At 70.5% G+C, this 7,586-nt stretch carries 8 protein-coding genes; 7 read left to right on the forward strand and 1 reads right to left on the reverse strand.

What is annotated here, in order from left to right; all coding sequences use genetic code 11:
* The 7 genes from ASF37_RS03885 to ASF37_RS03915 all read left to right on the forward strand — a co-directional run bounded on the left by ASF37_RS03885 (position 1) and on the right by ASF37_RS03915 (position 6,774).
* Complete coding sequence (locus ASF37_RS03885; RefSeq protein WP_055966555.1) at positions 1-921, forward strand: type II secretion system F family protein; 921 nt, start codon at positions 1-3, stop codon at positions 919-921.
* Positions 921-1,814 (forward strand): type II secretion system F family protein, encoded by an 894-nt coding sequence (locus ASF37_RS03890; RefSeq protein WP_055966552.1) that lies wholly within the window; start codon positions 921-923, stop codon positions 1,812-1,814. Before ASF37_RS03885 ends, ASF37_RS03890 begins: the two co-directional genes overlap by 1 nt.
* Before the next feature lie 25 nt (positions 1,815-1,839).
* Positions 1,840-2,979, forward strand: coding sequence for a sensor histidine kinase (locus ASF37_RS03895; protein WP_156364737.1), 1,140 nt, complete (start codon positions 1,840-1,842; stop codon positions 2,977-2,979).
* A 76-nt stretch (positions 2,980-3,055) separates the two neighbouring features.
* Complete coding sequence (locus ASF37_RS03900; RefSeq protein WP_055966545.1) at positions 3,056-3,709, forward strand: response regulator transcription factor; 654 nt, start codon at positions 3,056-3,058, stop codon at positions 3,707-3,709.
* Positions 3,710-3,762: 53 nt separating this feature from the next.
* Positions 3,763-4,578 (forward strand): hypothetical protein, encoded by an 816-nt coding sequence (locus ASF37_RS03905; RefSeq protein WP_156364736.1) that lies wholly within the window; start codon positions 3,763-3,765, stop codon positions 4,576-4,578.
* 5 nt (positions 4,579-4,583) lie between these two features.
* Positions 4,584-5,975: a hypothetical protein gene (locus ASF37_RS03910; RefSeq protein ID WP_156366923.1), complete on the forward strand. Its 1,392-nt coding sequence runs from the start codon at positions 4,584-4,586 to the stop codon at positions 5,973-5,975.
* Positions 5,976-6,567: 592 nt separating this feature from the next.
* Positions 6,568-6,774, forward strand: a complete 207-nt coding sequence (locus tag ASF37_RS03915) for a hypothetical protein (protein ID WP_056579135.1) — start codon at positions 6,568-6,570, stop codon at positions 6,772-6,774.
* A 234-nt stretch (positions 6,775-7,008) separates the two neighbouring features.
* Here ASF37_RS03915 and ASF37_RS03920 read toward each other — a convergent pair whose 3' ends face one another.
* Positions 7,009-7,371, reverse strand: coding sequence for a DUF192 domain-containing protein (locus ASF37_RS03920; RefSeq protein ID WP_056579136.1), 363 nt, complete (start codon positions 7,369-7,371; stop codon positions 7,009-7,011).
* Positions 7,372-7,586: the final 215 nt, after the last annotated feature.

Consider the following 7,586-nt stretch of genomic DNA (forward strand, 5'->3'; position numbering starts at 1 on the left):
ATGGCGCTGACGATCCTGCTCGCCTTCGCGACCACCTGCCTCGTCATCGGGGCCCTCTACCAGTTCTGGCTGGACGTCCGGGCCCAGGCGAGCCTGGCCCTCGCCGTCAACCCCCGGGTCGTGGAGGACATGACCCTGGCGCGGCGATCGAGGGTCGACAAGCTCATCCTGCGCACGCGGATCGGGCCCTGGACGCAGGAGGCCATCAACCTGCTGGGTTGGAACGTCAAGCCTCGGCACCTGCTGCTCATCATCGCCGCGCTCTGCGCCACGATCGTCGTGGCCCTCGGCGTCACGCTGTCCTGGCTGCTCGCCCCCGTCGGGGTGGTCGTCGGGGCGCTCCTGGTGCGCGGACGCGTGCGGAAGCTGCGCGAGAAGCACACCGAGGACTTCATCGCCCAGATGCCCGAGCTGGCCCGCACCCTCTCCAACGCCGCCTCGGCCGGGCTCTCCATCCGGACCGCCGTGGCCCTCGCCGCCGACGAGCTCGCCGAGCCGGCGCACTCCGAGCTCAAGACGGTCTCCGACGAGATCCAGCTCGGCGTCCCGCTCGACACCGCCCTGTCGAACCTGGAGGGCCGCCTGCCCTCCCGTGAGCTGGGGATCCTCGTGAGCTCGCTCGTCGTCGGCGCCCGCTCCGGTGGTGGTCTGGTGACCGCCCTGCGCGACATCGCCGAGACGCTGGACACCCGCAAGGAGGTCCGGCGCGAGATCAAGACGCTCTACACCCAGACGATCGCCACGGCCTACGCCGTCCTCGGCGTGAGCGGGCTCGCCGTCTTCCTGCTCGAGGGCATCAACCCCGGCACCGTCGACGAGATGATCACCAACCCGCTCGGGCAGGGCGCGATCATCTTCGCCGTGGCCGTGTACTCCGGCTGCATCTGGGCGGTCCGCAAGATGACGAGGGTGGATCTCTGATGTCGCCGCTGCTGTTCGGACTGCTGATCACCGGCTGCTTCGTCGTCTTCGCGCTCGGGTGGCGCATGGCGCGCGCCGACGCCCTCGAGGCGTGGGACGTCGCGGACATCGCCCTGCTGCGCGACGCCAACCGTCGCAAGCGCCAGGTGAGCCCCCTCGACCGGTTCGCCCGACGGCTCGCGCCCCAGCTGGCCCTGCTGCTCGGACCTCGCACCGTGGCCTCCATCCGCCGTCGCATCGACCTGGCGGGGCGACCAGACGGCATGACCGTCGACACGTTCCTCCAGCTGCTCACCAAGTACGCGATGTTCCTCGGCGCGGTCTCGCTCGTCTTCGTGATGCTGGGCAGCTTCGTCCAGGCGATCATCGCGCTCTTCGCGATCCCGCTGCTCCCCTTCGGACGGCTGTCGCGCCACCAGCGTCAACGTCGAGAGGCGATCGACGACGGTCTCCCCGACTTCCTCGACGTCCTCGCGGTCACCGTCGGCGCCGGCATCGCCTTCCGCTCGGCGCTCGACCGGGTCAGTGCGCGGTTCACCGGTCCCCTGCGCGACGAGATGGCCTTCACGCTCCACCAGCTCGACGTCGGCGTGCCGCGTCGGCAGGCGTTCTCCAACCTGCGCGACCGCTGCGACTCCGAGTCGATGTCGTCGTTCGTGTCGGCTTTCCTGCAGGCCGAGGAGCTCGGTGCGCCCCTGGCCGAGTCGCTCAACGGCATCGCGCGCGACAGCCGCCGCGACGCCGCCCAGCGGTCCCGCCAGAAGGCCGCCAAGACGGTTCCGCGGGTGACGCTGCTCGTCTCCATGGCGATGGTGCCGCCGACGATCGTCATCATCGCGGTCGGCATGTACCTGGGTGCCGACGTCGACCTCGGCGGTGTGCTCGGTGGGTGACGGCCCCCGACGCCCTCGTGCGTCGGTGCCCGAGGCGCACCTCGTCGCCAAGGTCGTGCAGTTCGCCTTCCTCCTCCGCCTGACGTCGCTGCTCATCGTGGTGATCACCCCGGGCGACGCAGTGACCAGCACCGTCGGCCTGACGGCCATCGGCTTCATCACCCTCAGCAGCACCGCGGGCCTGTACGCGACCGACCTGCTCACGCGCAAGGTCATGGCGCACCCGATCCTGCTCGTCCTCGACGTCCTCGTGGCCACCGCGCTCGCCCTGCTGCTGGGTGCGCAGAGTCCTCTGCTGGTCTACACGTTCTCCACGTCGGTGCTCATCGGCATCCTGCTCCCCCGGCGCATGGCCACTCTCGTGCTCGCCATCCAGGTGAGCTCCATCGTGCTGATCGCGATCGAGCAGGACACCCAGACCGAGTTCATCGGCATCCTGATCGTCCCGATCTGCTCGGCCACCCTGGGCGCGATGGGCATCCTGACCCGCTTCCTGCTGCAGTCGGCCGAGCGCGAGCAGGTGAACGCGCGCCGCCTGTCGGCCGACGCCGCGATCGAGCGGGAGCGCGCCCGCCTGGCCCGCGACATGCACGACTCGGTGGCCAAGGCCCTGCACGGGATCGCCCTCGCGGCCGCCGCCCTCCCGGCGTGGGCCGCCAAGGGTCCGGACCAGCTCACGGAGAAGGCCACCCAGCTGCAGCAGGCCGCGGAGTCGGCCGCCCAGGACGCGCGCTCGATCCTCGTGGACCTGCGCACCGAGACCGACGACCGCACCCTCGCCCAGCAGCTGCGGACCATGGCCGACAGCCTCACGCAGGGCGGCGTGCAGACCATCCTCACCGTGGGTGGCGTCGCCGACTGCGACCACAGCGTCAAGCGCGAGCTCGTGGCGATCGCCGGCGAGTCCGTCGAGAACATCCATCGTCACTCGGGGGCCGAGAACGTCGCGATCACCTGCTCGGGCGATCCGGACTCGATCGTCATCTCCATCCGCGACGACGGTCGTGGCTTCGACCCCGACCTCACGCCGACCGGCCACTACGGCCTCGTCGGCATGCGGGAGCGCGCCGAGCACGTCGGCGGCACCCTCGACCTCGTCACGGCACCAGGGCGAGGCACCACGGTCACCGTGCGCACGCCACGTGCCGCGAAGGGACCGGGATGAACGACCGTCAGCGAGTGAACACCGAGCACGCCGGGGCACCTCTGCCCTACCGTGCTCCTACAAGGGGGGTGGCTCCATGAGCACCGACATCAAGGTCCTCATCGTCGACGACAACGCCGTCGTGCGGATGGGTCTGCGCAACGTCCTGGAGGCCCAGGACGGCATCGCGGTCGTGGGCGAGGCGGCCGACGGCAACGAGGGCGTCACGCTCAACGAACGACTCGACCCCGACGTCGTGCTGTGCGACGTCCGGATGCCGGGCCTCGACGGCGTCGGCGCCGCCGCCGCCATGTCACCGACGAGCCACGTCGTGATGCTCACGTACGCCGACGACCTCGACGTGATCCGCAGTGCGATGGCCGCCGGGGCCCGCGGCTACCTGGTCCACGGCGCCCACCAGCCCGACGAGATCGTGGCCGCCGTGGTCAGCGCCTCCCGTGGCTCGTCCGTCCTCGGACCAGCCGCCACCGAGGCGCTGCTGAGCGCCGCCGGCCAGGCGCCGCCCCCGCGCGACACGAGCCAGTGGCACCTGACCGGCCGCGAGACCGAGATCATGGAGCACGTGGCACGCGGCCTGTCGAACCGCGAGATCGCGCGGTCCTGCTTCCTCGCCGAGAAGACGGTGAAGAACCACCTCAACAACATCTTCCCCAAGCTCGGGGTGACGACCAGGGCCGAGGCGATCAGCCTCTGGCTCGGCGCCTCGGACGGACCGGGCGGCGCGGTGTGAACCAGGAGTCGAGGGGACCTGCACCGGTGGGACCAGGATGGGTCCGGGGACCCATGTCCGACGACGCCGCCGCACCTATGCTGGACGAGTCGCTGCGCCCCCGCGCCGACAGCTCCCCCCTCCGTCCTGACGACCCTGCAGGAGTCACCGTGCTCGACCACGCCCGCCGACGTCCGGCCCGTGCTCGCGACGAGCGTGGTGCGGCCGCGCTGTCCCTGCTCGTGGTGGCGATGCTGCTCGGTCTGGCGATCTTCACCGCGATGGCGCTTCCCCTCACCAACGCCTCCGACGCGAAGGCCAAGAGCCGCAGCGCCGCCGATGCCGCTGCCCTGGCCGGGGTCGAGGCCTTCAAGGAGGACCTCGTCGAGGCGCTCAGGAACCTGCAGGCCTTCCCGGCCGGTGGTCTCCTCGCGGTCGTGCAGAGCGTCGACCTCGGAGGTGGCCAGAGCGCCGCCATCGAGTACGCCCAGCGCAACGACGGCACCCTGGTCACCTACATCCCGCGGCCGGCGGTGTCGGGCCTGCTCTCCTTCGAGACCTTCGCCAAGGTCCGAGGCCGCTCCATCGACGGTGAGCAGAACTACAGCGAGGCTCGCGCCAAGCTCGACCTCCCCGGTTGCGACCTCACCGAGTCCCTGCCCGACATCGAGCTCTCGTCCTACGAGGTGACCCCCTCGGTCGCGCGCGCCGACGACGGTGACGACGAGGACGAGGAAGAAGAGGAGGAGGAGCCGAAGCCGAGCTTCTCCCTCGAGTGCGACGGCGTCACGATCTTCAAGGACGTGACCGACCTCGGCGACCTCGGCTCCGGCGGCCTCAACCCGCTGATCGACCTCATCGACCGGTCGAACGCCCGCCTCATCGAGTGATCCCGATGTTCTTGCTCGCGACGCACCGGCGGTCCGAACGAGGGCAGGGCTCCCTGGAGACGGTCGGCGTCGTCGTCCTGGCCTCCATCCTCGTCGCCGCCACGACCGGCGTCGTCGTCCAGTCCAGCCCCGCGCTCCGGTCCGAGGTCGGCTACCGCGTCTGCCAGATCACCTCCCTGGGCGGAGGCGGCTGCGAGGACCCGGGCGACGAGATCCCCGGCGACGACGGTGCCGACCCCGACTCCCCCTGGGGCAACGAGAACGCCCGCCCGGACGGCAAGCCGGCGGTGGACGAGTCACGGCTGCCCGACGAGCCGTGCGTCGTCTCCTCGACCAGCGGGTCCATCTCGGCGACCGGCTCCTTCGTGGTCTCGGCCACCGGCGAGCAGGGCATGACCATCGAGACGCTGTCCGACGGCACCTACCGGGTCTCGGTGCACGACGCCGGCTCGCTCGGGTACGGCGTCGGCATCGGGGTCGACGGCAACGTGGTCGTCGACGGCGTGCAGCAGGGTTCCACCGCCTACGCCGGGGCCGACATCGCGCTCGCCGGCCTCGCCAGCCAGACCTACTACGCCGGCAGCGAGCAGGAGCTGCAGGACCTCCTTGTCCGCGTCGCGGGCGAGCAGGCCCTCGACCAGGTCGCGCCGCGCATCCCGGGCCCGGCCGACATCCCGTTCGTCCAGGACATCCCCGTGATCGGAGAGCTGGAGGCCCTCGACAACCCCGTGCGGTGGGCGGTCGACCAGCTGGCCGGTCCGCCGCCGGAGCCCGACGAGCAGTACGTGCAGCTCGGACTGGAAGGCGACGCGAGCGCGGCGCTCGCCGGAATCGTCTACAGCACGGGCGCCGAGCTCGACATGGGCGTCTTCGCCGGCGCCCGCACGACCCCGGAGGGCTACGTCCTCACGTCGGTGGTGGAGGCCAACGGATCCGCGTGGGCGTCGGCCTTCGGCGGCGAGGCCCAGGCCATGGCCGGCGGCACTCTCGTGCGGGAGATCCACCTCGGACCCGACGGCACGCCACTCGGCATCACCATGACCCTCACCGGCGGCGCCAACGCACAGTCCGGCGACGTCGGGCCTGCGACCGACACCCAGGACAGCTACGTCGCCACTGCCTACGTCCCCTTCACCGGTGACGTCGCGACCGACGCGGGCATCTACCTGTCGGCCGCCAACATGTACCAGGCGCCCCAGTTCCTGCAGTCCGCCATGGAGACCGGCACCGTCAGCCTCGACCAGTACGAGGTCGACCCGAACACCTACGGCGCCAACGTCTCCATCGACATCCCGGGCGCCGAGGGTGGCCTGGGCGTCAACGGCGACCTCACGAACTCCACGATGGTGTCCTCCAGCTACTGGGACGGCAGCGGGTTCGTCGATCGCGGCTGCTGACGCACCTGTCACCTCCCGGGTCACGGTTCGGGCGGATCTGGGTCCGGTCCGGGTCTTCGGGCCCATGAACCGGGTCGGTCGGGCGGCATACGTTTCTGGTGTCAGCAGGACGCAGCACCCGCCGACACCACGACCACCACTCCCCCTCATCCCTCAGGAGACACCATGTACACCAAGGCCCTCGCTCTCTACAGCACCGTCCTCGCCACCGTCCACGCTCCCCGCGAGGAGAAGGGCCAGGGCACGCCATCGTCGCCGCCATCAACCCCGGCGAGATCACCGGCAAGATCCAGGAGAAGATCTCCGAGATCCTCAACGCCGGCTGAGTCCAGCCACCCCCGAACGGGGAGGAAGCGCACCGCGCTTCCTCCCCGTTCGGCATGTCCGGACCCTCTCGCGACCGCGACACCGAGCTCGAGACGCCGGCACCGACCCGGGCGACGGATCGGGCGGATCTGGGTCCGGTCCGGGTCTTCGGGCCCATGAACCGGGGCCATCGGGCCGCTTAACGTTCTGGTGTCGGCAAGGAACACCGGCCGACACCACGAACTCCCAGCACCACCCACCACCACCTCATCCCTCAGGAGACACCATGTACACCAAGGCCCTCGCTCTCTACAGCACCGTCCTCGCCACCGTCCACGCTCCCCGCGAGGAGAAGGGCCAGGGCACCCTGGAGTACGTCGGCATCGTCGTGATCGCCGCCCTGCTCGTCGGCGCCATCGTCGCCGCCATCAACCCCGGCGAGATCACCGGCAAGATCCAGGAGAAGATCTCCGAGATCCTCAACGCCGGCTGACGCCGCCCTGCTCGTCGGCGCCATCGTCGCCGCCATCAACCCCGGCGAGATCACCGGCAAGATCCAGGAGAAGATCTCCGAGATCCTCAACGCCGGCTGAGTCCAGCCACCCCCGAACGGGGAGGAAGCGCACCGCGCTTCCTCCCCGTTCGGCATGTCCGGACCCTCTCGCGACCGCGACACCGAGCTCCAGGTGCCGGCACCGAGGGGCGACCCGCCGGCCCGGGACGAATCTCAGTCGTCGGACGAGCCGACCTGGACCGAGCTGCCTGTGACGAGACCCCACTGCTCGAACGCACCGGCCTCGGCCTCGATCACCGAGCGGCACCGGAGCCGCACCGCACTGAACCGTCCGGGCGGCATCGCCTGGACGTGGAGCACCCGACGGTCGCGATCGACGAGGGCCACGTCGATGGCGAAGCGCATCCGCATGGTGTGCACGTGCCGGCAGGGATCGAGCCAGAACGCCCCCGCCACCGCGTCGCGACCCAGCAAACCCTTGCTGCGGGCCCGGGTGGACGTGGCGCGCTCGAGCGGGGCCACGTCACGGCCGTCGACGAGCAGGCGCACCTGCGGGCTCTCTCCACCTTTGGTCATGCCACGACCCTAGGCCACCCGGGAAGGGTGGCGGTTCGGGCGGATCTGGGTCCGGTCCGGGTCTTCGGGCCCATGAACCGGGGCCATCGGGCCGCTTAACGTTCTGGTGTCAGCAAGGAACACCGGCCGACACCACGAACTCCCAGCACCACCCACCACCACCTCATCCCTCAGGAGACACCATGTACACCAAGGCCCTCGCTCTCTACAGCACC

The organism is Aeromicrobium sp. Leaf289 (assembly GCF_001423335.1).
Classification (GTDB): domain Bacteria; phylum Actinomycetota; class Actinomycetes; order Propionibacteriales; family Nocardioidaceae; genus Aeromicrobium.

Excerpts from the sequence above, each read along its gene's own strand:
- ASF37_RS03885 (WP_055966555.1), top strand. The coding sequence starts at position 1 with ATGGCGCTGACGATCCTGCTCGCCTTCGCGACCACCTGCCTCGTCATC.
- ASF37_RS03890 (WP_055966552.1), top strand. The coding sequence starts at position 921 with ATGTCGCCGCTGCTGTTCGGACTGCTGATCACCGGCTGCTTCGTCGTC.
- ASF37_RS03900 (WP_055966545.1), top strand. The coding sequence starts at position 3,056 with ATGAGCACCGACATCAAGGTCCTCATCGTCGACGACAACGCCGTCGTG.
- ASF37_RS03905 (WP_156364736.1), top strand. The coding sequence starts at position 3,763 with ATGTCCGACGACGCCGCCGCACCTATGCTGGACGAGTCGCTGCGCCCC.
- ASF37_RS03910 (WP_156366923.1), top strand. The coding sequence starts at position 4,584 with ATGTTCTTGCTCGCGACGCACCGGCGGTCCGAACGAGGGCAGGGCTCC.
- ASF37_RS03915 (WP_056579135.1), top strand. The coding sequence starts at position 6,568 with ATGTACACCAAGGCCCTCGCTCTCTACAGCACCGTCCTCGCCACCGTC.
- ASF37_RS03920 (WP_056579136.1), bottom strand. The coding sequence starts at position 7,371 with ATGACCAAAGGTGGAGAGAGCCCGCAGGTGCGCCTGCTCGTCGACGGC.